The sequence below is a fragment of the Mesorhizobium sp. WSM4821 genome (assembly GCF_055901555.1).
Genome location: NZ_CM148371.1, coordinates 3,977,082 through 4,002,719 on the forward strand (window position 1 = coordinate 3,977,082; position 25,638 = coordinate 4,002,719).

Here is a 25,638-nt window from a genome sequence, read left to right on the forward strand (position 1 = left end):
CTTCAATAAACAGGCGGCGAAACCACCCAGATCACCACCGCCGGCTCCGACCCAGGATTGCGCCAGCGGAACGGCTTGCCGTCGAAGCGAAAGGAGTCGCCTTCGCCAAGTTGGTGCCAGACCCCTGATATCTCGATGTCGAAGCTGCCGGAGGCGACATATCCGGCTTCCTCCGTCGGCCGGCGCGCTTCGGTCTTCAGCTCCGCACCCGGTGCGAAGACCGAACGCAGCATCTCGAAACTACCGCCGAGGTCGGGCGACAGAAGCTCCTCCACGAGGCCGGAATCGCTTGTGCCAAGCGTGCGGCGGCTGCCGGCGCGCACGATCACGCCGCGCTCTTTCTCGACGGGCACGTCGTGGCTGAAGAACAGGCTGACGGGCACGCCGAACAATTCCGCGAAGGCCCTGAGATCACCGAGCGATGGTATCGACAGGCCGCGCTCGACCTGACTGACCCAGCCGACGGAGCGGCCGAGCTTCAAACCGATCTCGGCAAGCGTCAGCCCGCGCGCCCTGCGCAGCGCCCTGATATCGCCGGCCAGCAGCCGTTCGCGATTTTCCTGTTCGGATCTGACGGCGATTGAGGGCAAAGCCAGTTCCCTTGATGAAAAATTCCCCTTGATGAAAAACTCCCCTTGGTGAAAAACTCCCCTTGGTGAAAAACTCGGGGCAAATTTCATGAGAGGCCAAGCTCATGAAAAAATCAAGATCATTTTCACGGAACCACAAGATTTGCTTGCGCCATTCTCACGGTTCGGGCAAAGGCTCGGCCACGCAGGGCGACTGAGGGACGTCCGGTCGAGACCCACGCTAGAGCGCCCCGCGCCCAATTGGACGCGCAAGGACGCTCTATCATTTTCTGGACTGCGCATGATCCTTTCCGGAAACCGGTTCCGGTTTCCGGGGTCACGCGCTAAGGACGGCCCATGCTGGAAAACAACACCCGGATCGCCAAGGATGCGGCGATCGTCGACGAGGCGATCACATCGCGCCGTTCGGTGCGCGCCTTCCTGCCCGACATGGTTGATGACGAGACGATCCGCGCCATTCTCGCCGTGGCGGCTCGGGCGCCTTCGGGCACCAACATGCAGCCCTGGCGGGTCTACGTCACCAAAGGCGAGGTCAAGCAGCGGATCACCGACGCTATCCTGAATTCCGGTATCCGCGCCGAAAAAGCCGATTGGGACGAGTATCGCTACTATCCAGACCAGTTCTTCGAACCCTATCTCACCCGGCGGCGGGCCAACGGCTTCGGACTCTACAGTGCGCTCGGTATCGGCCGGCGTGAGGTGGATAGGATGCGCGCGCAGCACGACCGCAACTTCGTCTTCTTCGACGCCCCGGTCGGCATGATCTTCACCGTCGACCGGCGGCTCAACAAGGGCTCGTGGATCGACTACGGCATGTTCCTGCAGAACATCATGGTGGCGGCGCGGGGCAGGGGCCTGCACACCTGTCCGCAAGCGGCGTTCGCGCCTTATCACCGGCAAATCAGGCCAGTGCTCAACATTCCCGACGAGGAGATCGTCGTCTGCGGCATGGCGCTCGGTTACGAGGATACGTCCAAGCCGGAAAACGAGTTCCGCACCGACCGCGCGCCGCTGGAAGAGTGGGTGACGTTCGCCAAGTGAGGAAGTGAGGTGACGACCGGCCGCCTCGGTCTACTGCACTTCGTAACCGACCTCCTCGCTGGCGTGACAGAGCGCCTTCCAGAACGACCGCGCAAACGAGCGGAACACGTAAATGTCGAACTGGTCGGCGCCGGTTCGCTGGATCTGCGCGAAGACGTCATGGTGCATGGTCGAGCGGCCGGCACCGATTGGGAAGGCCGGCAGCGCGAAGTCGATGGCGAAAGATTTTGCCAGCACCCATTCGGCCTTCGGTCCATGGATGCGAATCGCGGTGCGGCCGTGCGACAGGTCGGTCAGCGTGCCGATGGCTGGGGTGACGACACCGGCAAACGCCGCTGCCAAGCCCTCGGCCTCGTCGACCACGGTGAATTTTCCAGGCGCGAAGCCGAACACGGACCGCACGCCATCGGTGCTGCCGGCGCCGGCTCCATCGGGTAGAGCCAGGCCGGTAACGGTGCGGATACCGGCGATCAACTTCTTCTCCTGGCCAGGCCAGGCAGCGAGCTGCAGGATCGATCCCGGCCTGGTTTCGGAGAGGATGACATCGATGCCGTGTTCGAAGTCGCCGTGCGAGCCGGTGCGCAATTCCAGCTCAAGCGGTGATTGGCGCTCAACCATGCATGCGGCTCCCGTCCGGATCGAAGAAGTGATTGGAGACGATCTCGACCGGACCGAACCGGTTGCGCAGGGGATCGGAGATATGGGCGCGCCTGCCACGCCGTGCCTTGCCGTCCTTGACCAAAGCGAGCGCGATGTATTTGCCGAGCGCCGGCGAATAGCAGCAAGCGGTGATGTGGCCGATGGAATCGTGCGGGTCGGCTTCGTCAAGCGTCTCGACGATGTGAGCGCCGCCGTTGAGCGGCCGGTTGTCCAGCGAAATCAAGCCGACGAGTTCCAGGCGGTCGGGCGCGATCAGGCCCTCGCGATCCATCATCGCCGAACCGATGAAGGGCTTTTTCTTGGACAGCATCCAGTCGAGATGAAGGTCGCGTGCCGTGGTGCGGCCGTCGATCTCGGCGCCGGTGACATGGCCTTTCTCGATGCGCATCGTGCCTAGCGCCTCAAGCCCGTAAGTCACCAGCCCGAACGGCTTGCCGGCTTCGATCAACGCCTCCCAGACATGGGTGCCGTATCCGGCGCCGGAGTAAACTTCGAAGGCCATTTCGCCGGAAAAGGAAAGCCGGCAGATCATCACCGGTACGCCTGATATCTTGCCGTGCACGATGCCCATGAAGGGCAGTGCGGCATTGTCGACGGCGGTGCCGGTGACGCATGCGGCAAGAATTGCCCTGGCCTTCGGCCCGCCGATCGCCGCGCCCGCCCATTCGTCGGTCACCGAGGTGACATGGACCCTCAGCTCCGGCCAGACGACGTCGAGGAAATACTCCAGATGCTGCATCACCTTGCCGGCATTGGCCGTGGTGGTGGTCATCAAGAAGTCCTGCTCGCCGAGCCGCCAGGTCGTGCCGTCGTCGAAGGCGAGGCCGTCCTCGCGCAGCATCAGCCCGTAGCGGGCCTTGCCGACGGCCAGCGTCGAGAACATGTTGGTGTAGACCCGGTCGAGGAATTCCGCCGCGTCCGGACCCTGTACGGCGATCTTACCCAGCGTCGACACATCGACGATGCCTGCGCTCTCTCGGGTTGCCTTGGCTTCGCGTACATAGGCCTGCTCGATCGTCTCGCCTGAAAGCCCGTAGATCATCGGGCGATACCAGAGGCCGGCCGAGTACATGGTCGCGCCGTTGGCGACGTGCCAGTCATGCATCGGCGTCAACCTTTCCGGTTTCAGATCGCCGAAACGCTCCGCGGCCAGCGAGCCGATCGACACCGCCGAAAAAGGTGGGCGAAAGCGCGTCGTGCCGACCTCGGGTATCGGCTTGCCCGATGCTTCGGCCATGATGGCGAGACCGGGTATGTTGGAACTCTTGCCCTGGTCGGTCGCCATGCCGAGAGTAGTGTAGCGCTTCAGGTGCTCTACCGAGACGAAGCCTTCGCGATGCGCCAGCCGAACATCCTCCGCTGTCACATCGTGCTGGAAATCGACGAAGCTCTTTCCATTGGCCCTGATCTCGAACACCGGCGCCGGATCGGGATCGCCGGGTGCGGCTTCGACAACCGGCAAGGCCGCCGGCGTGCCGGTGCCGCCTGCTGCGGCAAGGCCGGCCGCAAGGCCTTCGGCGATTGCCTCGGCGGTGGAAAAACTGCCGGTGAAAGCGCCGGCGCCGATCCATTGCTGTGTCGGCTTCGGCGGCAGGAAGGCCTGTCGGGCAACATTCCACTCCGCCTTGGCGCCGGCCTGGCTGGCCAGATGGATGGTCGGCGACCAGCCTCCCGACATCAGCAGGCAGTCGGCTTGAATGCTGCGCGCATCGCCTGTCAGCGCGCCGTTGGCCATGTCGAAGCGCTGTACCTTGATGCCGGACAGCGCCTTACCGCCTTCGGTGGCGACCACGGCGTGACCGGAAAGGCTCTTGGCCTCTGCTTCTTCGGTAAGCTTGCGCATCTCGCTCGAAAGCTCCGGCCGCACGTCGACGATGGCGACGATCGCGGCACCGGCCTTCTTCAGCGCAAGCGCTGTCCGATAGGCGCTGTCATTGTTGGTGAAGAGCGCGATCCTGTTGCCTGGCAGCACGCCGTACTCATTGGCATAGCGCTCGGCCGCATACGCCAGCATCACCCCCGGCCGGTCGTTGCCGGGAAACACCAGCGGCCGCTCGAAGGAGCCGGTGGCCAGCACCACCGATTTGGCACGGATTGCCCAGTAGCGATGGCGCGGTTCGCCCTTGCCGGGCCTCTCTTTGTGATCGGTAACCCTCTCGATCGCGGCGAGCGTGTTGCCGTCGTAATAGCCCCAGACCGTGGTGCGCGGCAGCAGACGGACATTGTCATAGCCTTCGAGCTGGCCGACGGTTCGCGCTGCCCAGTCGGCCCCGGGCATGCCGTCGATCGTCTCGCCCGACCAGTTGGCCGAGCCGCCGAAATGCGGTTCGAGCTCGCTGAGGATGACGCGGGCACCCTGATCGGCGGCGACTTTGGCGGCCATCAGCCCGGCCGGACCGGAGCCGACCACCAGCACATCGCAGAAAGCGTTCATGCGCTCATAGCGCGCCGCGTCGGAGGCGATTCCGGCACGACCCAGACCGGCGGCGCGGCGGATGAAATGCTCGCAAAACATCCAGAAACGCGTGCCCTTCAGCGGGCCGATCGCGGGTCCCATGAAGGTCTTGTAGTAGAAGCCGGCGGACAGAAGCTTGCCGCCGAGCTGGTTGGCGGCGCTGACATCCCAGGACAGCGATGGAAAACGGTTCTGGCTGACGGCGGTCAGCCCGTCATAGATCTCGACCATGGTGGCAGCAATGTTGGGCTCGCGAACCTCGCCACGCAGCACCGTCACCAAGGCGTTCGGCTCCTCGACGCCTGACGTCATCACGCCGCGCGGGCGGTGATATTTGAACGAACGCCCGAACAGGGTGACGCCGTTGGCCAGCAGCGCCGAAGCGAGCGTGTCGCCGGCATGGCCGGTGTAGGGCGCGCCGTCGAAGGTGAACCGGATGGTTCGCAGCCGGTCGATCCGGCCGCCGGTGTCGATGCGGCGCGGGCTCACGACTTGCCCTCCGCCTTGTGACGTACAGCGGCTTTGTGGTCGCCGCGCGCGAAGGCGACGCTGGAGATCTCGTGTGTCACCGTGTTGCGGACGACCCTGAGATGGGCGCGACAACCGCCGGAATGCTGCCAGATCTCGTTGTGGTCACCAGCCGGGTTCAGCCTGTCGTAAACATAGGCGTTCCAGGCGTCGAGGTCTTGCGAGGCAGGCTGAGGACGTTGGCGGTTGCCATCGCCCTGATAGGTGAACTCGATGACGTCGCGCGGGCCGCAATAGGGGCAGGTGATCAGCATTGAGTTGTGTCTTTTTGTTTGACCATGATCTTGTCCGAAAACCGGTTTCCACTTTCAGGGATCATGGTCTAATGCAGCCGCGGCGTGGCGCCCTGGCCCTTGTCGTCGATCACCAGGCCGCGATGGAAGCGGTCGAGCGTGAAAGGCGCGTTGAAGTCATGCGGTTCGTCCTTGGCGATGGTCCAGGCAAAGCACCAGCCCGAGGCCGGCGTCGCCTTGAAGCCGCCATAGCACCAGCCGCAATTGAGATACATGCCCGGCAGCGGACCGGTGGTGATGATCGGCGAGCCGTCCATCGACATGTCGCAGACGCCGCCCCACGAGCGCAGCATGCGGACGCGGGCGAGACCGGGAAACAGCGCCAGCATCTCGCTCATCACCTCGTCGACGATAGGTAGGCTGCCGCGCTGGGCGTAGCTGTTATAGCCGTCGAGGTCGCCGCCATAGACGAGGCCGCCCTTGTCCGACTGCGACATGTAGAAATGGCCCATGCCGAAGGTGAGGACGGTATCGATGAACGGTTTCAGCGATTCCGTGACGAACGCCTGCAGCACATGGCTCTCGATCGGCATCGTCTCGATGCCGGCAAGCTGCATCACCCGCCCAGTGCTGCCGGCGACGGCGACCGCCACCTTCCTGGCGCGGATATCACCGCGCGTCGTCGAAACGCCGGTGACGCGGTCGCCGTCGCGCAGGAAGCCGGTGACCTCGCAGTTTTCGATGATATCGACGCCGCGGCGATCGGCTCCGCGCGCATAACCCCAGGCGACGGCGTCGTGGCGGGCAGTTCCCGCGCGCCGTTGCATCAAGCCACCAACAATCGGGAAGCGCGCATTGCCCGAGACGTCCAGCGTCGGTACCAGGCGTGCGATGTCAGTGGTGGTCATCAGTTCGGCGTCGACGCCAAGATGGCGCATGGCATTGCCGCGCCGGGCATAATCGTCGAACTGGGCGGGCGTGTGCGCCAGGTTCAGGCAGCCGCGCTGCGAGAACATCACGTTGTAGTTGAGGTCGTGCGACAGGTTCTCCCACAGCTTCATCGAATGTTCGTAGAAGCGCGTGTTGGCAGGCAGCAGGTAGTTGGAGCGTACAGCCGTCGTGTTGCGGCCGACATTGCCGGATCCGAGCCAGCCTTTTTCCAGCACCGCGACATTGGTGATGCCGTGCTCCTTGGCGAGATAATAGGCGGTTGACAGGCCATGGCCGCCACCGCCGATGACGATCACGTCATAGGACGCCTTCGGGTCCGGCTTGCGCCAGGCCGGCTTCCAGTCCTTGTTGCCGGTCAATGCGTTTTTGAGAAGCGAAAAGGCCGAATATTCCGCCATTCTTTTTGTCATCCGTTTTGGGCGATGCGGCACACTATAGAGCAGGCCTCCGCCGCAAAGCCAATATTGCGCCATCGCTTTTCGACTGGCCGACTCCGAAATGGACGGGCGGAACGGGACGGCTTGCCCCGTGGTATGAGCCTCTTTATCAAGGACGAGCTTTAGAACACCTTGCCGTCCGTGAGTCGCCAGACAATCATGCTTTTCCGACTGCTCCGCTTCGTTCTGGTCCTGGCGATCGTTGCCTCGGCGCAACTGTCGCTTGGTGCGGTGGCGCAGGGGCTTGACCAAGCTCCCTCCGGGCTGATTGCCGACCAACAGAAAATCCTGCAGGACCTGACGACAAGGGCCGACAATTTCGAAAAGAAAATCCAAGAGGACGGCGAAAACGACGCCAGCCTCGTCGACATCCGCCTGCAACTCGAGGAAATGTCGCGAGGCGCGCTGAAAAGCGCGCTTGCCTTTCGCCCGCGCCTTACGGAGATCAATGCAAGGCTCGAGCAACTCGGAGCGCCGCCGGCCGAGGGCCAGCCCCCCGAGCCCGACATCGTGACCAGTGAACGCCAGGCCCTGGCGTCCGATAAGGCCGAGATCAATGCGGTCATCGCCGCGGCGCAAAACCTGTCGATCCGTATCAGCGGCCTCATCGACAAGATCGCCAATATGCGCAGCGAGCTGTTTCGCAACCTGCTCACCAAGCGCTACGTGCTGTCCGATGCACTGAGCCCCGAGGTCATTTCCGATGCCAACGATGAATTTGTCGGCTTCTATAATGCGGTGTCGTCGTGGCTGACCTTCGCCTTCAAGTTCAAATTCCAGGCCGTGCTGGCCGCGACCTTGACGGCACTCTCATTGGCGGCCGTGCTTTTTATCGGTGGGCGGCGCCTGTTCGGGCGTGTGTTCGAAGCGGACCCTTCCGTAGAAGATCCTTCCTATCTCAGCCGGCTGTCGGTGGCGTTCTGGTCGACATTGCTGCCGACGCTGGCGGTGGGCGCTTTCCTGGTCTCGACCGTTTTCTTTTTCAACTATTACAATGTGTTGCGCGGCGATATTGGCGTTTTCCTGAATGCGCTGGTCGGGGTTCTCGCGGTGGTATTCTGCGTCAACCGGCTGACCAATGCGGCGCTGGAGCCGCGGCTGCCGAACTGGCGGCTGATACAAGTTGAAACCGGCCCGGCACGCTGGCTGGTGCGGCTGACGACCGCGATGGCGGTGGTGATCGGCATCAACAATTTCCTGTCGGTCGTCAATGACACGATGGGCTCGCCGCTATCGCTGACCATCGCCAGGAGTTTTGTCGCCACCATCATCGTCGGCGTCATCCTGATCCTGATGGGGCTGCTGAAACCGTTCAAGGCCGCCGACGGGACCTGGCGTCCCTGGCCGGCGTGGCTGCGCTACACCGCCATCGCGCTCGGCATTTCCACCATCGCAGCGGCACTGCTCGGCTATATCGGCCTTGCCATCTTTGTCTCTCTGCAGGTCGTGGTCACCGGCACCATTCTGGTCACCGCCTATATCGGCTTCCTGTCGGCGCGGGCGATCGGTGAGGAAGGCGGTTTCGCCAACACGTCGATCGGGCGCTGGCTATCGGCCCATTCCAGTTACGAGGAGTCCGCGTTCGACCAACTCGGCCTGGTCGTCAGCACCGCCATCAACCTGATGATCGTGCTGGTGTTCCTGCCGCTGATCCTGTTGACGTGGGGCTTTCAGCCCGGCGACATCCAGGCCTGGGGCTACAAGCTGGCGACGGGCCTCACCATCGGCTCGATGACGATCTCGGTGACCGGCCTCCTGACCGGCATCGTTGTCTTCACCCTCGGCTATTTCCTGACGCGCTGGTTCCAGGGCTGGCTCGACGGCTCGGTGATGGCGCGTGGCAAGGTCGATACCGGCGTGCGCAACTCGATTCGGCTGGCAGTCGGCTATGCCGGCGTCGCGCTCGCAGCACTCGTCGGCATATCGGCGGCGGGCATCGATCTCTCCAACCTGGCGCTTGTCGCCGGCGCCCTGTCCCTCGGTATCGGCTTTGGCCTGCAGAATGTCGTCTCCAACTTCGTCTCCGGTCTGATCCTCTTGGCAGAGCGGCCGTTCAAGGTCGGCGACTGGATCGTCGCTGGTGACATCAGCGGCACGGTCAAGAAGATCAGTGTGCGCGCCACCGAGATCGAGACGTTCCAGCGGCAGTCGGTGATCCTGCCCAATTCAAACCTGATCAACAATGCGGTCGGCAACTGGACGCACCGCAACAAGCTCGGTCGCATTGATATCAAGGTCGGCGTCGCCTATGGCAGCGACGTCAAGCAGGCCCATGCTGTCCTTCTGGAGATCGCGCGCGGCCATCCGCTGGTGCTGAAAAATCCTGAGCCCTTCGTGCTGTTCACCAATTTCGGGCCAGCCGCTCTGGAATTCGAAATCCGTGTGTTCCTGGCCGACGTGATGAACGGCAACATCGTGCAGAACGACATCCGGTTTGCCGTCCTCGATGCGTTCGCCGATCAGCATATCGAAATTCCATCGGCGCCGCGCGCCGTCGTCGAGACCAAGAAGCATGAGGCGTGGCCGATCGATGACGACAAGATCGAGGCTGAATTCGCCGAGCAGGAGCGCGCGGCCGCTGAAGCCGCGGCCGAGGCGAAACGCCTGGCCAAATCCGGGCGAAAGACCCGCAAGCCGGATCCCGATTAAGCCCGATCGAGCCTTTAGGCCATGCCGGCCCGGGCCCGGCTCTCGACACAGCGAAAGCAATTGCGGCATGAATGCGGCATTCAGTTGCCGTTCAGCTTGCATCTCATATAAGCTCACATGCAAAGGGCGAGAATGCCTTGCGAAATGCAACAGAGGCGGTGGAAACACCGATATTGCAATGTGGAAGTCTCTCGTCGCCGCCATCGCTCTTCTTGCCGTGGACGGTTCGGCCTTCGCCGCCAGCGCGGTCAACAAGGACGCCGAGACCCGCACGCTGGTCGTGACCGAAGGTGGTGGCAAGACGGAGTTGGCGCTGGCCGCCGGCGAAACCGCGGAATTCTGCCCGAACGGGTGTTTCGTTACCTTGCCGAATGGCGACCTCGAGGCGCTGACCGGTTCGGAGACGATCGAAATCTCGGGTGGCGTCGCCCGTATCAAGTAACTCGTATCAAGTAACGTCGACGCTTGTTTTTCGAGGCCGGGCAAATGCCCGGCCTTTTATCGTTTCGGGTCATCGAACCTTAATGATGAAGGTGGAAATACCGTCACGCTGACCAGGTCAGGCCGGGCGTTTTAACGTTCGCTGTGCTGTTCCCCGCTATATCGGGCCGAAGACGCCGAAGCACGGCGCGGCGGGTTTAAGCAGGGCAAGGAAAATGGACGCGCGGTCGGACAGGAACGCAATCCCGCTTGCGGTCGATCTCGACGGCACGCTGATTGCGACGGACCTGTTGTGGGAAGGGCTGTTCATCCTTCTCAAGAAGAATCCGCTCTATATTTTCCTCGTGCCGTTCTGGCTTGTGGGCGGGCCGGCGCGGTTGAAGCAGGCCGTCGCGCAACGCATCGACATCGATCCCGCATCGCTGCCTTACCGCGAGGTGCTGCTTCAGCGCCTTCGCACCGAACATGGCGAGGGCCGCCAGATCGTGTTGGCGGCCGGCACGCCGCGCAAATTCGCCGAGGCGATCGCCGCGCATCTCGGCATATTCGATCGCGTCCTGGCGACCGACGGCCCCCACAACATGACCTCAGGCAGAAAGCGCGCTTCGCTTGTCGCCGCCTATGGCGATGGCGGCTTCGACTATGCCGGAAACAGCCGGCACGACCTCAGGGTGTTCGATGCCGCGCGCACGGCAATCGTCGTCGCGCCCGACCGCGCTGCCGCGCGCTGGCAGGCCGCGCACAGTGCCGAAATGATGCCGGCGCCGAAGCCGACATTCAGAACCATCGTCAAGATGCTGCGCGTTCATCAATGGCTGAAGAACTCGCTCATCGCGGTGCCGATGGTGCTGTCGCACGAATACTTCAACCCCGACATGATCTGGAAATGCCTGCTGGCATTCGTCTCGTTCAGCGCGGTGGCTTCGGCCATCTATATCCTCAACGATTTCTTCGATCTCGCGCTCGACCGCAAACACCTGACCAAGCGCAACCGGCCATTCGCAAGCGGCGCCCTGTCGATCCCGTTCGGCCTGGGTTCGATGGTGGTGCTGCTTGCAACAGGTGTTGGCGCAGGGCTTCTGCTGCCGATCGAATTTCTCGGCGTGCTCCTCGGCTACATGGTCATCACCACCGCCTATTCGCTGTCGTTCAAGCGCATGCTCCTGATCGACGTGCTGACGCTGGCCGGTCTCTACACGATCCGCGTTCTGGCGGGCGCCGCGGCCACCGGCGTCGACGTTTCGTTCTGGCTGCTGGCCTTCTCGATCTTCTTTTTCCTGTCGCTGGCGCTGGTGAAGCGTTTTGTCGAGTTGCGCACGACCGCCATTCCGGCGGGCGAGCGTATCGCAGGCCGCGGCTACCGCACCGAAGACCAGGAGATCGTCGCCCAGGCGGGCATGGCCTCGGCCTTTTCCTCGGCATTGGTGCTGGCGCTCTATATGGACAGCGTTGCGGTGCGCGAACTCTATCCGCACCCCTGGCTGGTCTGGCCGCTGGCCCCGATCGTGCTTTACCTGACCATGCGCGTCTGGATACTCGCCCGCCGCGACGAGATGCATGATGATCCGGTCGTCTTTATCATCCGCGACTGGCGCAGCCAGATCGTCGTGCTGATCGGCGCGGTGTTTCTGGTCGCCGGAGGCTGGTAGGATGGCGGAAGAGCGGTTCCAGAGCTTCGGTCTTGCCACGCCGCCGGCACACGATGTTATCCCGGCGGATGACGCTGTCGCATTGCTGAAGAGCGGCAAGGCGACAAAAAACGCCTTGCTTGCCTACGGCAACGGCCGCTCCTACGGCGATTCCTGCCAGAACGAGGCCGGCATGGTCGTCGACATGCGGCCACTGAACCGCATCCGCTCCTTCAATGCCGAGACCGGCGTGATCGAGGCCGAGGCCGGCGTGCTTCTGTCAGACATCATCGCCCATGCAGCGCCATACGGCTTCTTTCCGGCGGTCGTTCCGGGCACGCAGTTCGTCACGCTCGGCGGCGCCATCGCCAATGACGTTCACGGCAAGAACCATCACCGGCGCGGCAGCTTCGGCTGTCATGTCGAAGCCTTCACGCTGCTCAGATCAGATGGGCGGACCCATCACTGCTCGGCCGCCGACAATGCGCACCTGTTTGCGGCGACGATCGGCGGCATGGGGTTGACCGGACTGATCCTGTCCGCATCGATCCGGCTGCTGCGGGTGCCATCGCTCGACATCGTCGAGAAGGTGACGCCCTTCCGCGACCTCGGCGAATTCTTCGAGCTTGCCGAAGCGGCCGACCAGGCCAACGAATATGCCGTCGCCTGGATCGACCAGCTTTCCGGCGGCCACGGTCGTGGGCGCGGGCTGCTGTTCACCGGCAATCACGCCGAGCATGGTTCGCATGCGGCCTTGCGTGCCGGCGGAACTCTTTCGGTGCCGTTCCAGCCGCCATTCAACGTGCTCAACCGGCCGTTCCTGACTGCCTTCAATGCCGCCTACAGGTGGAAGAAAGGCTGGTCTGCGACACCGCGCCAGGTCGGCCATCAAGGGTTTTTCTTCCCGCTCGACAGCGTCGGCAACTGGAACCGGCTCTACGGACCGAATGGGCTTTTCCAGCACCAGGCCGTGGTGCCGGAAGACGTGGCGCGCCGGGCGGTGCCGGCCTTGCTTGCTGCGGCCAAGCGGGCCGGGCAGGGGTCGTTCCTGACGGTCCTGAAGCGCTTCGGCCCGATCAATTCGCCGGCACTGCTGTCGTTCCCGCGGCCGGGTTTCACGCTGACGCTGGATTTCCCCAACCGCGGCCGGGCGACGCTGACGCTGTTGGAAGAACTCGACCACATCACGGTCGAGGTCGGCGGCGCGGTCAATCCCTACAAGGACGCTCGCATGGGCGCCGATGTTTTCGCGGCGTCCTTTCCGGAATGGCAGCGCCTCGAAGCCATCCGTGACCCAGCCTTCATGTCGAGCTTCTGGGCGCGAACGGCGAAAAAGCTCGAGATGCGGCGCGGAACCGTCGAAGCCGCGGAATAGATAACATTCGAATGATTTATGGTTAACGAATCGATAAGGTAAAGCTTTACTCAAAACACTCTTGCTGCTTCACGAAATGTTTGCAGGTTTGCAATAGGACGCCTGAAGGGTTTGATGGGAAATATGAAGTACATCGTCTTCATTCTGTTCACGGTCATGACCAATGCCGCCGCGCAGCTCATGCTGAAGCAGGGCATGATGTCGCTTGGTCAGATTTCCTTCGAGGGCACCAATCCGTTGCTGAAGCTTTTGCAGATCGTCTTCAGTCCGTGGATTTTCCTCGGCCTGTCCACCTTCGTCATCTCAATGGCGTCGCACCTCTATGTGCTGTCCAAGGTCGAGCTCAGCTTCGCCTATCCGTTCCTCAGCCTCGCCTATGTCGCGGTTGCGATCTTCGCCTATTTCATCTTCCGCGAGGACCTCAATGCCTGGCGCGTCGCCGGCATCGCGTTCATCTGCGTCGGTACGGTGCTGATCGCGCAAAGCGGCCGGGACTTGGGCGGCAGGGACTTGGGCGGCTCGGGACATGAGGACCAGACGGCAGGCCTTTCCCCCGACAAGATTCACACCAGTGGGATCGTTCGATGAGACATGTGATTTTCGGCGGTGACGGTTTCGTCGGCCGCCACCTTGCCCCGAAACTTCTGGCCGACGGCGAGGAGGTGGTTGTCGCCGACATCGCCAGGAGCGACCTGCCGCATTATCGCTCGGTCCGCCATGTCAGCTGCGACGTCACCGATCCGGCCTCGGTCGCTTTGGTTGGACTGAAGGCCGACGACATGGTCTACAATCTGTCGGCGAAAATGCTGTCGCCGATCCAGGTGCGCGCCAAGCGGCACGATTTCTTCTTCCCCGTGAATTTCCACGGCACCGAGCACATCATACAGGCGATGGACAAAGCCGGCGCGCCAAGGCTCGTCCACTATACGACCGACATGATCTACGGCCATACGATCACACAACCGATGACCGAGGAGCATCCGGTCTCGCCGCTTGGCGAATATGGCTGGTCGAAGCAGAAGACCGAGGAACTGGCCGCCGAATGGCGCAAGCGCGGCATGTCGATCTCGCTGTTTCGGCCACGCCTCATCATCGGCCCCGGCCGCCTCGGCATCCTCGAAAAACTGTTCAAGCTGATCGACTGGAACCTCCCGGTGCCGATGATCGGCTCGGGCAGGAACCCCTACCAGTTCATCTCGGTGTTCGACTGCGCCGAGGCCGCGCGCGCCGCCTGGAAGGCTGGTGTGCCTGATGAGGCCTACAATCTCGGTTCGCTCAACCCGCCGCCGGTTCGGAAATTGCTGGGCGACCTGATCAGGCATGCCGGTTCGAAATCGATCCTGATCCCGACACCGGGCTGGGCGGTCAAGCGTACGCTCGACCTGCTCGACCTCTTGAACATGGCGATCATGGATCCGGAGCAGTATCTGATCGCCGATGAGGACTGTGTGCTCGACGTGTCGAAGGCCGAACGCCAGCTCGGCTGGGTGCCGCAATATCGCGACGAGGACATGCTGATCGCCGCCTACAGCGAATACCGCACAACGAAAGACGGCCATGCCGTCGCCGCCAAACATGTGCCGGCAGAATGACAAGCCCGCCGCGTAAAGGGTCAATAGGAGATTTCTTGAGATGACCGTCATGACCAAGCCAGACCACACGACTGCGCGTGCCACGGTCAGCGCGCCGGCGCTTTCGCCCGCCACCACCGCCAAGCCCGATCTGATCAGCGTCGAGCAGGCCAAGGCGATGGACGTGGCGCGCATGACCGACCTGTTCAAGGCGCATCTCAATCCCGGCCAGCTGCATTTCATGAAGCTGCTCGGCTTCCACAAGATCAAGATCGAACGCGCCGAAGGCATGTCCTACATCGACCAGAACGGCCGCAAGATCCTGGATTTCTTCGGTGGCTTCGGATCGCTGGCCTTCGGGCACAATCACCCGCGCCTTCTCGAAGCGCGCAAAAAGTTCCAGGAGGAGAAGCGGCAGGAGATCGCCATCGCCTTCATGTCGCAATATGCGGCGGCCCTGGCGCACAATCTCGCCAAATGCTCGCCCGGCGACCTCGACATGGTGTTTCTGGGCTCATCCGGCTCGGAAGCGATGGAGGCGGCGGTGAAGCTTGCCGAGCGCGCCGCCGGCCCGAAGCGGCCGAAGGTCGTCTATGCCGAGAATTCCTTCCACGGCAAGACCAAGGGTGTGCTGGCCATCACCGACGGCTCGCTCTACCGCGCCGACTTCAAGGTGGCCGACAATGTCGTGCGCATCCCGTTCGCCGACATCGAAGCGGTCGAGCACGCCTTCCGCTCCGACCCGGAGATCGGCGTCATAGTGCTCGAAACCATCCAGGGTGGCGGCGGCATCATCCAGGCAGAGGCGCAATACTGGCAGAAGCTGCGCGTGCTCTGCGACCAGTATGGCGTGCTGTGGGTCGCCGACGAAGTTCAATGCGGCTATGGCCGCTCCGGCCGCTTCTATGCCTTCGAGCATTACGGCGTCATTCCTGATGTGACGGCGCTGGCAAAGTCGCTCGGCGGCGGCAAGGCGGCCGTCGGCGCGATGATTGCCAGGCATGAGGTTTACATGAAGGCATATGGCACGCCGAAGACGGCGATGATCCACGCCATGGCCACCTTCGGCGGCATGGGCGAGGCCTGCGTCACCTCGATCGAGGCGCTCAACGTGCTTTACGACGAGGGGCTGATCGACAACGCCGCTGTCACCGGCGACTACCTGCTGCAGCGCCTGCAGGCGCTGAAGGAGAAATATCCCAAGATCATCAAGGACGTGCGCGGCAAGGGTCTTATGGTCGGGCTGGAATTCCACGACTTCTCGCAGACGCTGCCGATGGTGCTGCGGTCTGTGGTCAGCGTGCTGGACGAGAAGCTGAAGGGGTCGCTGTCGGGCTTTGTTGGTGCCTTGTTGCTGCGCGACTATGACGTGCTCGTCGCCTTCACCGAATACAACCGCAATGTCATCCGTCTCGAACCGCCGCTGATCTGCCAGCGCGAACATATCGACCGCTTTATCGAGGCGCTCGACAGCCTGCTGTCGCGCGGCATCGTGTCGATCGTGAAGGATTTCGTCAAAAGCCAGGTCCGCTGATCAAAGTTCGCCGAGCGACACCATGCTCACCAAATCTCCTGCTCCGACAAATACGCTCGACCGGCTGACCGGGGCCGGCCTGGCATGGGGCGAGGGCACTTATGCGCGTTTTGCCGCCCCGGTCGGGGCGGCGGCCTTTGCGCTCTACATTCTTTTGACCGCCGTGATGGCATGGTTCATGCCCGACGCCAATTGGGACATGCTGCCCTATCTGGCGGTCGCCGAGGAGGGCACCTATCACGACGTGCAGGGGCTGCACGACTATGCCTATGGCACAGTCAAGGCCGGTGTGTCGGCTGGCGAGTACAAGACACTGACGGACGATAGCGGCGGCTTCCGCAGCCATATGGCGGGGAATGCCGCCGACTTCCACTCGCTGCTCGGTATGTACCGGATCAAGTTTCTCTACGCCGAGATCCTTTCGACGATGAGTTCCGTGATGTCGCCGGTCGAGGCGATGCGCGCGGTCTCGGTTTTGTCTGTGCTGCTTTTCGGTGCGATCGCGTTGCTCTGGCTGCGGTCCGAAGGCGCGCTGGCGCTGTCGCCGGTCGTCGGCGCGGTGCTGATCATGGCCGATTTCGGCGACGCGGCGCGGACTGCGACGCCGGACCTGCTATGCTCGGCCCTGTTCCTCGGCGGGCTTTTTGCCTATGTGCGCGGTCGCGAAGTGGCGACGGCGATCCTGCTCTTCCTCGCCTTCATGGCGCGGCCCGACAACATTGTCTTCCTTGCCGTCTTTGCCGTGCTGCTGGTCGCCTCCCGACAGAAGGCGTGGGGCGCGCTGGCCGGGTTTGCCGCCTCCCTGGCCGCCTATTTCGCCATCTCGCATTGGGCGCAGCATCCCGGCTGGTGGCCGCATCTGTGGTTCTCCTCAATCGAGCAGCACTACAATATGGACGGCTTCGATCCGCCGTTCTCGGCTGCCGCCTATCTCCGGGCCTTTGCTGTTTCCATGGCCCGCGCCGTCAGCCTGAACAGCTGGGTCGGCGTCTCGGTTCTGGCGCTGGCTGGGTGGTATGCCTCAAGCCGCGCCGGCTTCAAGCTCGGCCGCCGCGCCGGCATCCTGTTTGCGGCATTGGTGCTCGGCGCGCTGGCGAAGTTCTCCGTCTTCCCGATCCACGACACCCGCATCTACTTTCCCAATCTGATCCCGCCGTTCCTGCTGCTTGCTGGCCCATTCATGGCGCTGTGGGCGTCAGCGAGCATTAATGGGCATCGTGCCGCGGTGTTGCACGTCGTTCCAGGCGATAAACCATAAGCTCCGTCGCCAGCGTGGCGCGCGTCATTTGCGTGCGAAGGACGCAGTAAAACATTTCTCGGCACATGATCCCCACCGAATTCGACTCTGATTTTTCAGGGTCGTGCGCCGGGGTCGCGGCACACCTGCAGCGTGTCGCAAACAGGCGGTAGCACGATGGCCGTCGCCTGCATATTGTGCGCCGGTCAAACGGGCGCCGTCGCCCGGTAACAGCACTTTGGAGTCGCGGGCATGGCAGGGTTTCCGGAAAAGGCGAAGGTCGTCATCGTCGGACTGGGCGGCATTGTCGGCGCATCGGTCGCCCATCACCTGATCGAGCGCGGATGGGACGATATCGTCGGCATCGACAAGTCGGGCATCCCGACCGATATTGGCTCGACCGCGCACGCCTCCGACTTCTGCTACACGACCAGCCATGATTTCCTGTCCTGCTGGACGACGCTCTACTCCATCGATTTCTATGAGAAGATGGGCCATTATGCGCGCATCGGCGGCCTCGAAGTCGCCCGCGTCGGCGACGACGATCGCATGGAGGAGATCAAGCGCAAGATCGCCTCGGCAAAGGCCTTCGGCACGCGTGCCCGCCTGATCGATCCTGCCGAGATCAAGCAGAAGTTCCCGCTGATCGAAGAGCAGATGGTGCAGGGTGGGTTGTGGGATCCCGATGCCGGTCTCGTCATCCCGCGCTCGCAGACGGTCGCCGGCAAGCTGGTCGACCAGGCAGAAGCCTCTGGCAAGCTCAGGGCCTTCGCGAATACGCCGGCCAAGTCACTTATCGTCGAGAACGGACGCATCAAGGGCGTGGTGACTGACCGCGGCACAATCGAGGCCGACTACGTGGTGGTCTGCGCCGGCATCTGGGGCCGGTTGATCGCGGAAATGGTGGGCGAGGACCTGCCGGTCCTGCCGATCGACCATCCGCTGACCTTCTTCGGGCCGTATACGGAGTTCGCCGGCACCGGCAAGGAGATCGGCTGGCCGCTGCTGCGCGACCAGGGCAATTCGGCTTACATGCGCGACACCGGCGATCCCAAGACCGCCGAAGGCGGCCAGATCGAGTGGGGCTATTACGAAGAAACCAATCCGCGCCTTTGCCATCCGCGCGACCTTCTGGAAAAAAACCAGGCACGTCTTTCGCCGTCGCAGCGCGACCTCGACATGGAGCAGATCCTCGCGCCGCTCGAGCGCGCCATGGAACTGACGCCGATCCTGGGCGAACTCGGCTACAATGAGAGCCATTCCTTCAACGGGCTTCTGCAGGTGACGGCGGATGGCGGCCCGTCCATGGGCGAGAGCCAGAAGGTGCGGGGCCTCTGGTATGCCGTCGCGATCTGGGTAAAGGACGGCCCCGGCATGGGCAAGCTCATCGCCGACTGGATGACGGACGGCCGGACGTCGATCGACCACCATGCCATCGACTACGCGCGCTTCTATCCGCACCAGACGCAGGAACAGTTCATCTGGGACCGCTGCACCGAAACGGCGATGAAGGTCTACAATCCGGCGGTCCATCCGCGCGAGCCCTTCTCAAAAGGCCGCAATTTGCGCCGCTCGCCCTTCTGGGAGCGCGAGAAGGAACTCGGCGGCTATTTCATGGAACTGGGCGGCTGGGAGCGCGCGCATGGCTATGCAGCCAACGAGCACCTGCTCGAGAAATATGGCAATCGGGTGCCGGTGCGCGAAAACGAATGGGACAACCGCCATTTCTGGCGCGTCTCCAACGCCGAACATCTCGCCATGAGCGAGGATTGCGGCATCGTGAACCTGTCGCATTTCGCGATGTATGAGGTGGAAGGCCCGGATCACGTCGCGCTGATGGAATGGCTGTGCGCGGCCAAGGTCGGCGGCGATACCAATATCGGCAAAGGCATCTATACCCACTTCCTCGACGACGAGGGCATGGTGCGCGCCGACCTGACCGTCATCCGCATGGCCGACCGCTGCCGCGTCATCGACGGCGCCGACGCCGGGCCGCGAGACTTCCAGTACATGCGGCGGACGGCACAAGACAAAGGGTTCGACGTCACCGTTACGGACGTCACCGAAAAGTACGTGACCATCGGCATCTGGGGTCCGAACGCGCGGTCCACGTTGCAGAAGGTCGTTGAAGACCCCGGTGGGCTGACGCCAGAGAACTTTCCGTTCGCCGCGATCAAGCCTGTCAGGATCGCGGGAAAGGACGTGACCGCTTTCCGCATCTCCTATGTCGGCGAACAAGGCTGGGAACTGCATATGCGATACGAAGACGGCCTGGCCGTCTGGGACGCGTTGCGTTCGACCGGCGTGATGGCTTTTGGCGTCGAGACCTATGCCAACAGCCGCCGCATGGAGAAGAGCCTGCGTCTGCAGAATGCCGACCTTCTGACAGAGTACAATCTGCTGGAGGCCGATCTTGCCCGCCCGAAGGTCAAGGAGGCCGATTTCAGCGGCAAGGCGAAGCATCTGGAGTATCGCGCCCGCTCGCATCAGCCGGCCATGCTCTGCACGCTCGTGATGACCGACAATGTCGATTGCACGGGAATTGCCCGCTATCCGGTCGGCACGATGCCGGTGATGGACCCGGAGACGGGCGAGACGCTGGTCGACGAACTTGGCCGCCGGTCCTTCACCACCTCGGTCGCCTACGGCCCGACCATCGGCAAGAACATCGCGCTGGCCTATCTGCCTTGGGCGTATTGCCGGGAGGGCCGAAGGCTTACTGTCGAGTATTTCGGCGAGACGTACCCGGTCGAGGTGGCCGCTGTCGGTTACAGGCCGCTCTACGACCCGGAGAACCTCAATCCGCGCAGCTGAGCGTGATCGCTTGCCGATCCTCCGAAGCGGGGTAAGGGGCGGACTCGCAAAAATGTGACGCAACGGCCCGGCCCGGCGCCGGGCTTTTTGCTTTGTGGAACAACAATTCTCGCTTACCTTGCGGCATGTCTGCTTTTGCCTGCGCGAGATATCTCCTCTCAGGCGCCGCCGCGCTGGTGCTGCTGCTCGGGCTGGCGCCAAAATCCCTCGCTGCCGAGCCGGTCGATATCGAACTGGTGCTGGCGGTCGACGTTTCGCTCTCGATGTCGCCGGCCGAACTCGAAATCCAACGTCAAGGCTATGTGGCGGCGCTGACGCACGACACGGTGCTGCAGGCCATCGCCGACGGCGCCCATGGCAAAATCGCCGTCACTTACGTCGAATGGGCCGGCACGACGTGGCAGCATGTCATCGTGCCGTGGACGGTGATCGCCAGTCGTGCCGACGCCGAGCGGGTGGTCGGACAGCTCTCCGCCCATGCGCCCAACAGCGCCCGGCGCACCTCGATTTCCGGTGCCCTGGATTTCGGCAGCGATCTCTTCGCCGAAAGCGGCTTTCAGGGCGTGAAGCGCGTCATCGACATTTCAGGCGATGGCCCCAACAATCAAGGTGCTCCCGTCGACATCACCCGTGACAGGCTGGTCAAGCAAGGCATCACCATCAACGGCCTGCCGCTGATGACCCGAAGCGGCTTCACCAGCGTTTACGATGTCAATTATCTCGACCGCTACTATACCGACTGCGTCATCGGTGGACCCGGCGCGTTCATGATCCCGGTCAATGAGTGGACGCAGTTTCCCGAAGCGATCCGCCGCAAGCTGGTGCTCGAGCTTGCCGGGCCGGCCTCACCGCAATGGGCGGCGGACGAAGCGGCGCATCCGCCGGTAGTGCTGGCGCAAGACAAGCCGGCCACTGACTGCCAGGTGGGCGAGAAAATGTGGCGCGACCGGAGTTGGATGTACGACAGCCGCTAGAGGCTACGCATGCAGATGTCGCCTTGTTTACGCGACCAGCAACTGCTTGCGGTCGACGCGCTCCTGCTGCGGTGAGCGCGCATAGAGTTCGCGGTAGCATTTGGAGAAGTGCGAGGCGGAGACGAAGCCGCAGGCTACCGCCACCTCGACGACCGGCAGCGACGACTGGATCAGCAGGTGCCGGGCCCGGTCGAGCCGGATTTCCAGGTAGTAGCGGGCAGGGGATCGTCCCATCTCGGTGCGGAACAGGCGCTCGATCTGGCGGCGCGACAGGTCGACGTGATCGGCGATCTCGATCAGCGACAGCGGCTCGGAAAGGTTTGCTTCCATCAATTCGATGATGGTCAGCACCTTCGAGTTCTGCACGCCAAGGCGCGCGCGCAGCGGCAGGCGCTGGCGATCGGTCGGGCTGCGCACGCGGTCGGTCAGCACCTGCTCGCACACCCGGTTGACGAGGCTCTCGTCGAAATCGTCGCCGATCAGCTTCAGCATCATGTCGAGCGCCGCGGTGCCGCCGGCGCAGGTGTAGATGTTCTGATCGATCTCGAAGAGGTCGGCGAAGACATTGGCCTTCGGGAACGCCTCGGAAAACCCCGGCAGGTTCTCCCAATGGATGGCGCAGCGCTTGTTGGACAACAGGCCGGCGGCAGCCAGTATATGGGCGCCAGTGCACAGGCCGCCGACGGCGACGCCGCGGTTGTATTCCTCGCGCAGCCAGGCGAAGGCGGATCTGTTCTGATAGCGCTCGACGTTGATGCCGCTGCAGACGACCGCCATGTTCGGCCGCTCGGGGCCGGACATCTTCTTGCGTTCGTCCTCCAGCGAGGTGTTGACGGCGCATTCGACGCCGTTCGAGGCACGCACCGGCTTGCCGTCGATGCTGGCGAGCCGCCAGCGGTAGGCCTCGTAGCCGAGCATCCGGTTGGCCGAGCGCAACGGATCGAGCGCCGTCGCAAAAGCGATCATGGTGAAATCGGGGACCAGGAAGAATACAAACGATCGCCTGATCGGATGATTTACGACGTTCACAGGGGACCCTCACGCTGCCATGGCGCGAACAGGATGTCGCGATCAGCATAGCGACATCAGGAAAAACCTTTCCTGTCAATCGGCTAGGCGGCAACGAAAGGACTTTATTTGCGACACGGGTCGCAAATGGGCAATCGATATGCAAAAACATGCCGCATGTGGTTGGCGCACGACAAAAAACGCCGCCTCGGCAAGACCGAAGTGGCGCTTTGATCAACTACGAAGCGGCCACAGGGGGCGCCGCTTGCGGGCTTGTCAGATCAGGCGACGAAGCCAAGACGCGCGGCGGCAACGGCGCCTGTCTGGCCCGGCATCGTGTTGGCAAGGCGCTGGCGCTCGAGCGCGGTCGTCAGGTTCATTTCACGGCGGGCGAAAAGGCGGGCAAAAAGCTTCATGATCATCTCCATTCGGTTGCTCAGACGGGTCGCCTTCGCTTGATGGAGTGGGGCAGCTCGTTTGCTGACGCTGATATAGGCTTACGTGAGGGGAAACTAAATCGCAAAAGCGAAGCACTTGATATGAAAAGCGACACGGAATGCGACATATTTGGGCATTCTGCCCAAGGTTTACGATTATTTACAAGGCGTTAGTTCGAAATGTCGGCTGCTATGCAGCCCGTTCATATGCGTCATGCAGCCGCGACATGGCTCGGAAAGTCATTTGACTGCAAATAAAAAGGCCTGCCGGGCAGCGTCTGCGCGGCAGGCCTTCAGCTTTGGATACACACGATCTATTTTACTCCACCAGCCCAGGATCCGACGCCGTAACGAGTGCCGGTCTTGGTGTCGGCGGCTTCAGGCCAACCGATATCCTTCTGCAGCTCGATCGGCAGAGAGTGGATGGCGCGTTCGGTCTGGTAGCGGGCGCGGGCCGCGCTGATCTCGGTCGCAATGCGGCCGATGGACGACAGGATGGACATTTCATTCTCCTTTGCGTTGGACCGGGAGTTTTCCGGTTGCGCTACGTCGGTTTTGTTTCAGCTTCATTTCGTACCGATTGCAGATCCATGTCATGGTCGTTTCAAGACCGCTTTCCATGCGTCCGCCTTCGATGGAGTTGACTATCCTCCCAAAGTGATGTTCAATCAAACGAAATGGAATGATGGTTTGTATCAGAAAAATTGAAGGTCAATCCCGATGAACGCCCCACTCAATCATCCATTGCCGCTGCTCGATCTCGACGTCTTGCGTACGTTCGTGGCGATCGCCGAGACCGGCAGTTTCACCACCGCAGCCAATGCCGTCTTCCGCACGCCGTCGGCCGTCTCCATGCAGATCAAGAAGCTGGAGGACATTCTCGGCCGCTCCGTGTTCGCGCGCGATGCGCGTTCGGTGACGCTGACGACGGATGGCGAGATGCTGCTCGGCTACGCCCGCCGCCTGTTGTCGATCAACCGCGAGGTGGTGTCCAAGTTCATCATCCCCGACATTGTTGGGGTGGTGCGGCTCGGCTCGCCTGATGACTATGGCGAGCGCGTGTTGCCGCATGTGCTGAAGCGTTTTGCGCAGTCGCATCCTTCGATCGCGGTCGACGTCACCATCGACCAGAGCAGCAATCTGCGCCGGCGCATGGACGACCGGGCGCTCGACATCACGCTGCTTACCAACTCCTACAAGACCAGCGCGCTCGGCGCTGAAGTCCTGCTCACCGAACCGATCGTCTGGGCCGGCGCCAAGGGTGGCTGCGCGCATCTGCGCGAACCGCTGCCGGTTTCCTTGTGGGAAGAGGGCTGCGCCTGGCGGGCAGGCGCCCTCGAAGCGCTCGGCCGTGAGGGCCGCAATTATCGCGTCGCCTATATGAGTGCGCATACGGCCGGCCAGCGCGCCGCGATCCTGTCAGACCTCGCGGTGGCGCCGCTGCCGAAATCATTCCTCGGCAACGACATGGTCGAGCTCTGTCCGAAGGACGGCATGCCGGATATCGGCACCTACAGCCTCGCCATGATCGTGGCGCCGGATGCCAGCGCACCGGTGAAGGCGGTCGCCGACCATATCCGCGCGACCTTCGAAGTGTTCAGGGAAACAGGCAAGTTCTGAATCAAGACCTCAACGGCGCAGCCAGGCCGTGAGCGGTGACGCCGCGATCCGGCCTCTGCAGCGACAGTTCGCCGGCCTTGGCTTGATACATCTCGGTTTCGCTGCCCAAAAACGCCACGATGCTGTCCCGCGCGCGCCGCGCCTCCGGCATGTCGATCAACGGCCAGACGTGGAACATGCCTTGTTCGTAGACGACATCGATTTCGACGCCGGCGGCGCGCGCCTTTTGCGCGAAAATCAGGTTATCGGGGCTGAGCATATCGTGCGAGCCGGTCAGCAACAGCGTTTTCGGCAATACGGACAAATCGCCGTAAAGCGGGCTGATACGCCAGTCGCTGGGATCTATGCCGGCGCTGTATAGCCGGACAGCCTCCAGCCCGCCCGGGATGCCCAGCCAGGGGTCGTTGCGTTCCGCCTCGAACACTTCGGGATTGGCGAGCGATACGTCGAGGCCGGGCGAAATCAGCACGTGGCGCGACGGCAAGGGCAGCGCATCTTCCGCGGCCATCATGGTCAGCACCACGGCCATGTTGCCGCCGGCGGAATCGCCCATGAAGACGATGTCCTGTGCTTTCGCCTCGTCGAGCATCTGCCGGTAGACCTTGCCGACCATGCCGAACATGGCGTGGAAATCGTGTTCGGGAGCAATGGGATAGATCGGCACGGTAACGCCGAAGCCCAGCCTGTCGGCCATGTCGGCGATCAGTCCCCAGTGATAGGACGTGATTTGAAAGACATAGGCGCCGCCATGCAGGTAAAGGATCCGCTTCCGCTCGCCGGCCCTGGGCGCGATGTCATAGACGGGAAATTCGTTAACGCTACGCGTCGTAACGTTAAAGCGCGATCGCAGCGAGGCGGGAGGCCGGTGATCCTCCGTCTTGCGCGCATATGCGATCCAGCGCTGCAGATTTTCCGGGCTCGAGAAGGCTTTCTTGCGGCTGTGCCTGAGCACGAAGGACACGACGTGGCTTTTGAGACTGGGCATGCGGACACACGGACTTCGGCTGAGCCGACTAAGACAATCCCCACTCTTCGAAGATCGTGCCTTCGCCAAGAATGTCAAGTTTTGCGCGACTTCAACACGGTTGTGTGATCTGGCTGACAATCAAGCCCAGCCCCCAGTCATGACTCGCTGCAATGCTCAGCACCGGGCAGCACGCGGCGCGGAGCCGACGGTCGCTTGCCGCCGGAGCCGCATGACGGCTTCGACGCTTGGACAGCAGCTTGCACTTGTCGGCGAAGGTCATCAGCGCGCCGAGCCCAAAAGCAGGGCCGACAGGGTGGCCTGCGGGTCGCTGCGTGGCGACGACGGCCAGCCGATGTCCTTCTGGATTTCGGGCGGCAGGCTGTTCAGGGCCCGGACGGAGCTGTTCCTGTCGTGTGCATGCTTGATGGCCGCACCAAAGCGACCGAGGCTTTCGAACATTGACATCTTCATCTCCCTTGGAGCGGCTG

The 25,638-nt window shown here is 62.6% G+C and carries 23 protein-coding genes; 13 read left to right on the plus strand and 10 right to left on the minus strand.

Annotated features, from left to right (window positions below):
- Positions 1-2 precede the first annotated feature (2 nt).
- The gene (locus AC0NID_RS19280) at positions 3-590 is read right to left on the minus strand and encodes a helix-turn-helix domain-containing protein (RefSeq protein WP_473455606.1); all 588 of its coding nucleotides are present in this window, start codon (positions 588-590) and stop codon (positions 3-5) included.
- A gap of 336 nt (positions 591-926) precedes the next feature.
- Here AC0NID_RS19280 and AC0NID_RS19285 point away from each other — a divergent pair, with 336 nt between their 5' ends.
- Positions 927-1,631, plus strand: coding sequence for a nitroreductase (locus AC0NID_RS19285; RefSeq protein WP_473455605.1), 705 nt, complete (start codon positions 927-929; stop codon positions 1,629-1,631).
- Positions 1,632-1,661: 30 nt separating this feature from the next.
- Here the strand turns inward: AC0NID_RS19285 and AC0NID_RS19290 are convergent, their stop codons facing one another.
- The 4 genes from AC0NID_RS19290 to AC0NID_RS19305 all read right to left on the minus strand — a co-directional run bounded on the left by AC0NID_RS19290 (position 1,662) and on the right by AC0NID_RS19305 (position 6,856).
- The gene (locus AC0NID_RS19290) at positions 1,662-2,249 is read right to left on the minus strand and encodes a sarcosine oxidase subunit gamma (protein WP_473455603.1); all 588 of its coding nucleotides are present in this window, start codon (positions 2,247-2,249) and stop codon (positions 1,662-1,664) included.
- Positions 2,242-5,235, minus strand: coding sequence for a sarcosine oxidase subunit alpha (locus tag AC0NID_RS19295; RefSeq protein WP_473455601.1), 2,994 nt, complete (start codon positions 5,233-5,235; stop codon positions 2,242-2,244). Before AC0NID_RS19295 ends, AC0NID_RS19290 begins: the two co-directional genes overlap by 8 nt.
- Complete coding sequence (locus AC0NID_RS19300; protein ID WP_473455600.1) at positions 5,232-5,528, minus strand: sarcosine oxidase subunit delta; 297 nt, start codon at positions 5,526-5,528, stop codon at positions 5,232-5,234. The genes AC0NID_RS19295 and AC0NID_RS19300 overlap by 4 nt, the downstream gene beginning before the upstream one ends.
- A 68-nt stretch (positions 5,529-5,596) precedes the next feature.
- Positions 5,597-6,856, minus strand: a complete 1,260-nt coding sequence (locus AC0NID_RS19305) for a sarcosine oxidase subunit beta (RefSeq protein ID WP_473455599.1) — start codon at positions 6,854-6,856, stop codon at positions 5,597-5,599.
- Positions 6,857-7,054: 198 nt separating this feature from the next.
- Here AC0NID_RS19305 and AC0NID_RS19310 point away from each other — a divergent pair, with 198 nt between their 5' ends.
- The 10 genes from AC0NID_RS19310 to AC0NID_RS19355 all read left to right on the plus strand — a co-directional run bounded on the left by AC0NID_RS19310 (position 7,055) and on the right by AC0NID_RS19355 (position 21,118).
- On the plus strand, positions 7,055-9,544 hold the full coding sequence (locus AC0NID_RS19310) for a mechanosensitive ion channel family protein (protein WP_473455597.1): 2,490 nt from the start codon (positions 7,055-7,057) through the stop codon (positions 9,542-9,544).
- Between the two features lie 178 nt (positions 9,545-9,722).
- Positions 9,723-9,986, plus strand: coding sequence for a hypothetical protein (locus AC0NID_RS19315; RefSeq protein ID WP_473455596.1), 264 nt, complete (start codon positions 9,723-9,725; stop codon positions 9,984-9,986).
- Positions 9,987-10,200: 214 nt separating this feature from the next.
- Positions 10,201-11,634, plus strand: coding sequence for a UbiA family prenyltransferase (locus AC0NID_RS19320; RefSeq protein WP_473455595.1), 1,434 nt, complete (start codon positions 10,201-10,203; stop codon positions 11,632-11,634).
- A 1-nt stretch (position 11,635) separates the two neighbouring features.
- Complete coding sequence (locus AC0NID_RS19325) at positions 11,636-12,988, plus strand: FAD-binding oxidoreductase (RefSeq protein WP_473455594.1); 1,353 nt, start codon at positions 11,636-11,638, stop codon at positions 12,986-12,988.
- A 123-nt stretch (positions 12,989-13,111) separates the two neighbouring features.
- Positions 13,112-13,576 (plus strand): EamA family transporter, encoded by a 465-nt coding sequence (locus tag AC0NID_RS19330; protein WP_473455715.1) that lies wholly within the window; start codon positions 13,112-13,114, stop codon positions 13,574-13,576.
- Positions 13,573-14,580 carry an NAD-dependent epimerase/dehydratase family protein gene (locus AC0NID_RS19335; protein ID WP_473455593.1) on the plus strand — a complete coding sequence of 336 codons (1,008 nt, stop codon included), beginning with the start codon at positions 13,573-13,575 and terminating at the stop codon, positions 14,578-14,580. Before AC0NID_RS19330 ends, AC0NID_RS19335 begins: the two co-directional genes overlap by 4 nt.
- A 40-nt stretch (positions 14,581-14,620) precedes the next feature.
- Positions 14,621-16,093 carry an aspartate aminotransferase family protein gene (locus AC0NID_RS19340; RefSeq protein ID WP_473455592.1) on the plus strand — a complete coding sequence of 491 codons (1,473 nt, stop codon included), beginning with the start codon at positions 14,621-14,623 and terminating at the stop codon, positions 16,091-16,093.
- Positions 16,094-16,115: 22 nt separating this feature from the next.
- The gene (locus AC0NID_RS19345; protein WP_473455591.1) at positions 16,116-17,351 is read left to right on the plus strand and encodes a hypothetical protein; all 1,236 of its coding nucleotides are present in this window, start codon (positions 16,116-16,118) and stop codon (positions 17,349-17,351) included.
- Positions 17,352-17,582: 231 nt separating this feature from the next.
- A complete protein-coding gene (locus tag AC0NID_RS19350) occupies positions 17,583-20,144 on the plus strand; it encodes a GcvT family protein (protein ID WP_473455589.1) in 2,562 nt (853 codons plus the stop codon).
- A 125-nt stretch (positions 20,145-20,269) separates the two neighbouring features.
- Positions 20,270-21,118 (plus strand): DUF1194 domain-containing protein, encoded by an 849-nt coding sequence (locus AC0NID_RS19355; RefSeq protein ID WP_473455588.1) that lies wholly within the window; start codon positions 20,270-20,272, stop codon positions 21,116-21,118.
- A 27-nt stretch (positions 21,119-21,145) separates the two neighbouring features.
- On the opposite strand, the gene AC0NID_RS19360 is transcribed toward AC0NID_RS19355, so the two are convergent.
- From AC0NID_RS19360 to AC0NID_RS19370, 3 genes are all read right to left on the minus strand, one after another.
- A complete protein-coding gene (locus AC0NID_RS19360) occupies positions 21,146-22,147 on the minus strand; it encodes a GlxA family transcriptional regulator (RefSeq protein ID WP_473455587.1) in 1,002 nt (333 codons plus the stop codon).
- Positions 22,148-22,407: 260 nt separating this feature from the next.
- Positions 22,408-22,542 (minus strand): hypothetical protein, encoded by a 135-nt coding sequence (locus tag AC0NID_RS19365; RefSeq protein WP_123152082.1) that lies wholly within the window; start codon positions 22,540-22,542, stop codon positions 22,408-22,410.
- Between the two features lie 335 nt (positions 22,543-22,877).
- The gene (locus tag AC0NID_RS19370; protein ID WP_145721632.1) at positions 22,878-23,066 is read right to left on the minus strand and encodes a hypothetical protein; all 189 of its coding nucleotides are present in this window, start codon (positions 23,064-23,066) and stop codon (positions 22,878-22,880) included.
- Between AC0NID_RS19370 and AC0NID_RS19375 the strand changes: the two genes are divergently transcribed.
- The gene (locus AC0NID_RS19375) at positions 23,059-23,271 is read left to right on the plus strand and encodes a hypothetical protein (protein ID WP_473455586.1); all 213 of its coding nucleotides are present in this window, start codon (positions 23,059-23,061) and stop codon (positions 23,269-23,271) included. The two genes, AC0NID_RS19370 and AC0NID_RS19375, sit on opposite strands and share 8 nt — an antisense overlap.
- Positions 23,272-23,283: 12 nt before the next feature.
- The gene (locus AC0NID_RS19380) at positions 23,284-24,183 is read left to right on the plus strand and encodes a LysR substrate-binding domain-containing protein (protein ID WP_126042754.1); all 900 of its coding nucleotides are present in this window, start codon (positions 23,284-23,286) and stop codon (positions 24,181-24,183) included.
- A 1-nt stretch (position 24,184) separates the two neighbouring features.
- On the opposite strand, the gene AC0NID_RS19385 is transcribed toward AC0NID_RS19380, so the two are convergent.
- Both AC0NID_RS19385 and AC0NID_RS19390 read right to left on the minus strand, forming a co-directional pair.
- Positions 24,185-25,168: an alpha/beta hydrolase gene (locus AC0NID_RS19385; RefSeq protein WP_473455584.1), complete on the minus strand. Its 984-nt coding sequence runs from the start codon at positions 25,166-25,168 to the stop codon at positions 24,185-24,187.
- A gap of 261 nt (positions 25,169-25,429) precedes the next feature.
- Positions 25,430-25,615 carry a hypothetical protein gene (locus AC0NID_RS19390; RefSeq protein ID WP_473455583.1) on the minus strand — a complete coding sequence of 62 codons (186 nt, stop codon included), beginning with the start codon at positions 25,613-25,615 and terminating at the stop codon, positions 25,430-25,432.
- Positions 25,616-25,638 lie beyond the last annotated feature (23 nt).

Excerpts from the sequence above, each read along its gene's own strand:
- AC0NID_RS19340 (WP_473455592.1), top strand. The coding sequence starts at position 14,621 with ATGACCGTCATGACCAAGCCAGACCACACGACTGCGCGTGCCACGGTC.
- AC0NID_RS19380 (WP_126042754.1), top strand. The coding sequence starts at position 23,284 with ATGAACGCCCCACTCAATCATCCATTGCCGCTGCTCGATCTCGACGTC.
- AC0NID_RS19375 (WP_473455586.1), top strand. The coding sequence starts at position 23,059 with ATGGACATTTCATTCTCCTTTGCGTTGGACCGGGAGTTTTCCGGTTGC.
- AC0NID_RS19320 (WP_473455595.1), top strand. The coding sequence starts at position 10,201 with ATGGACGCGCGGTCGGACAGGAACGCAATCCCGCTTGCGGTCGATCTC.
- AC0NID_RS19355 (WP_473455588.1), top strand. The coding sequence starts at position 20,270 with ATGTCTGCTTTTGCCTGCGCGAGATATCTCCTCTCAGGCGCCGCCGCG.
- AC0NID_RS19390 (WP_473455583.1), bottom strand. The coding sequence starts at position 25,615 with ATGTCAATGTTCGAAAGCCTCGGTCGCTTTGGTGCGGCCATCAAGCAT.
- AC0NID_RS19365 (WP_123152082.1), bottom strand. The coding sequence starts at position 22,542 with ATGAAGCTTTTTGCCCGCCTTTTCGCCCGCCGTGAAATGAACCTGACG.
- AC0NID_RS19350 (WP_473455589.1), top strand. The coding sequence starts at position 17,583 with ATGGCAGGGTTTCCGGAAAAGGCGAAGGTCGTCATCGTCGGACTGGGC.
- AC0NID_RS19370 (WP_145721632.1), bottom strand. The coding sequence starts at position 23,066 with ATGTCCATCCTGTCGTCCATCGGCCGCATTGCGACCGAGATCAGCGCG.
- AC0NID_RS19285 (WP_473455605.1), top strand. The coding sequence starts at position 927 with ATGCTGGAAAACAACACCCGGATCGCCAAGGATGCGGCGATCGTCGAC.
- AC0NID_RS19315 (WP_473455596.1), top strand. The coding sequence starts at position 9,723 with ATGTGGAAGTCTCTCGTCGCCGCCATCGCTCTTCTTGCCGTGGACGGT.
- AC0NID_RS19305 (WP_473455599.1), bottom strand. The coding sequence starts at position 6,856 with ATGGCGGAATATTCGGCCTTTTCGCTTCTCAAAAACGCATTGACCGGC.
- AC0NID_RS19310 (WP_473455597.1), top strand. The coding sequence starts at position 7,055 with ATGCTTTTCCGACTGCTCCGCTTCGTTCTGGTCCTGGCGATCGTTGCC.
- AC0NID_RS19290 (WP_473455603.1), bottom strand. The coding sequence starts at position 2,249 with ATGGTTGAGCGCCAATCACCGCTTGAGCTGGAATTGCGCACCGGCTCG.
- AC0NID_RS19325 (WP_473455594.1), top strand. The coding sequence starts at position 11,636 with ATGGCGGAAGAGCGGTTCCAGAGCTTCGGTCTTGCCACGCCGCCGGCA.
- AC0NID_RS19300 (WP_473455600.1), bottom strand. The coding sequence starts at position 5,528 with ATGCTGATCACCTGCCCCTATTGCGGCCCGCGCGACGTCATCGAGTTC.
- AC0NID_RS19345 (WP_473455591.1), top strand. The coding sequence starts at position 16,116 with ATGCTCACCAAATCTCCTGCTCCGACAAATACGCTCGACCGGCTGACC.
- AC0NID_RS19330 (WP_473455715.1), top strand. The coding sequence starts at position 13,112 with ATGAAGTACATCGTCTTCATTCTGTTCACGGTCATGACCAATGCCGCC.
- AC0NID_RS19385 (WP_473455584.1), bottom strand. The coding sequence starts at position 25,168 with ATGCCCAGTCTCAAAAGCCACGTCGTGTCCTTCGTGCTCAGGCACAGC.
- AC0NID_RS19335 (WP_473455593.1), top strand. The coding sequence starts at position 13,573 with ATGAGACATGTGATTTTCGGCGGTGACGGTTTCGTCGGCCGCCACCTT.